Here is a 2,177-nt window from a genome sequence, read left to right as displayed (position 1 = left end):
CTGACCGGTGGACGGCACCGAGCCGTCAATCGACTTGAAAAAGGGGGAGGCCTCGCGGCCTCCCCCTTTTTTGCGTTACAGATGACATTCTCTAAGCAATTTAATCAATCCAATCATCCACCGGTGAATATAAACGTTCACCGTTCTGTGGCCGGTTCTCTGTTCTCAATGGACTAATATTTGCTTTAGCGCGCTGATGCGCTTGTCCTGTTTTATACGGGTTGTTTTATTGATTGTGACGGAAGGACTCACATGGCAGATGTTCATGAGCTGCTTGATACTTGGATTGCCAATGTCAAGGACGAGGAGCTCCTCGCTGAGCTCAACACAATGAAGGAGCAGGGTGACGAAGACGCCATCACCGACGCTTTCTTCCAAGATCTCGCCTTCGGTACCGCCGGTCTACGTGGCACTATCGGTGCAGGCACTAACCGTATGAATATTTATACGGTCGGTCGCGCGACGCAGGGATTCGCTGACTACCTCAATGCGACCTTCGAGCATCCGATGGTTGCCATCGCTCGCGATAGCCGCAATAAGGGTGAACTGTTCGTTAAGACGACGGCTGCCATTCTTGCGGCAAACGGCGTGACTGCTCTCGTGTATCCTAAGATTTCTCCCGTGCCGACGCTTTCCTGGGCCGTCCGTGACCTTAAGTGCTCCGGTGGCATTTGCATGACCGCTAGTCATAATCCAGCGCCTTATAACGGCTATAAGGCCTATGGCCCCGACGGCTGCCAGATCACCAGTGAGGCCGCCGATGCAATTTCTAGGGCTATCGCCGAGACCGATACGTTTACCGGCGTGAAGTCCATGGACTTTGATGAGGCTCTTGAGCAGGGTCTGGTTAATTGGATCGATGACTCCTGCCTCGAGCGTTATTATGACGCCGTTCTCGCCCGCGGCGTGACTAACCTTTCTGCCGAGGAGATTGCCGGCGCACCGCTTAAGCTCGTCTACACTCCGCTCAACGGCACCGGCCTCATTCCCGTCACGACGGTGCTCGAGCGCGCTGGCATCACCGATGTCACGGTTGTTCCCGAGCAGAAGGAGCCTAACGGCGATTTCCCGACCTGCCCGTATCCTAACCCCGAGATCCGCCAGGCCATGCAGAAGGGCATCGATCTCTGCGAGCAGGTTCACCCTGATCTGCTGCTTGCAACCGATCCCGACGCCGACCGTGTTGGCGTTGCCGTCAAGAATGGTGATGACTACCTGCTGCTGACTGGTAACGAGATGGGCGTCCTGCTGCTCGACTATATTTGCAAGACACGTGCCGCCCGCGGCGAGGATCTCACCAAGAAGGTTGCCGTTACTACTATCGTTTCTTCCGCTATGGTTGACGCACTGGCCGACGAGTACGGCTTTGAGCTCCGTCGCTGCCTGACGGGCTTCAAGTACATCGGTGACATCATTACCTCGCTTTCCGATGCTGGCGAGGTCGATCGCTTTATCTTCGGTTTCGAGGAGAGCTACGGCTATCTGGCCGGCGACCACGTGCGCGACAAGGACGCCGTGAGCACTTCGCTTCTGATTTGCCAGATGGCACAGTATTACAAGCTCCAGGGCAAGAACCTTGCCGATGCGATGCACGAGCTGTACGAGAAGTATGGCTACTATCACAACAAGACGATTTCGCTGAGCTATCCGGGCGCTGAGGGTGCGGCAAAGATGGCCGGCATCATGGCCGGTCTGCGCGAGAACCCGCCCGCGGAGCTCGCCGGTTCCAAGATTGAGGCCGTCGTGGATTACAACACCTGCGTGAACGGCCTGCCGAAGGCTAACGTCATTGAGTTCGATCTTGAGGGTGGCAACAAGGGTATTGTTCGTCCTTCCGGCACCGAGCCCAAGATCAAGCTGTACATCTTCGCTAAGGGCGCGGATGCCGCCGAGGCAGATGCAGCACTTGACGCGATCGAGGAGTCCGGTCGCAAGCTGCTGGCATAAGGTATTTAAGAGTCTATTGCTATAGATAGGCGAAAGAGGGGATCTCGGAAGCGAGGTCCCCTCCTGTTTTTAACCAGCCAGCCGAGAGTACTTATATGTGTAGGAAATGTGTACGCCCAGATTCCCGCCCCCGGGGGCCCTCCGGTCTGGCAATATATCTCCTTGCCGCGCGGCCCGGTCGAACCGGATGAGCCGCTAAGCGTGCACCTTGAGAACCGGATACTGCGAGG

General features: G+C 56.4%; 1 protein-coding gene. It reads left to right on the top strand.

What is annotated here, in order from left to right:
- Positions 1-252 precede the first annotated feature (252 nt).
- Entirely contained in the window at positions 253-1,947 is a 1,695-nt protein-coding gene (locus tag ABHT90_RS09950) for a phospho-sugar mutase (protein ID WP_346977630.1), read from the top strand.
- The last annotated feature ends 230 nt before the right edge of the window (positions 1,948-2,177 follow it).

This window comes from Collinsella aerofaciens (genome assembly GCF_039758815.1).
Taxonomy (GTDB): domain Bacteria; phylum Actinomycetota; class Coriobacteriia; order Coriobacteriales; family Coriobacteriaceae; genus Collinsella; species Collinsella aerofaciens_BP.
This window is presented reverse-complemented; position numbering and strand designations above follow the sequence as displayed.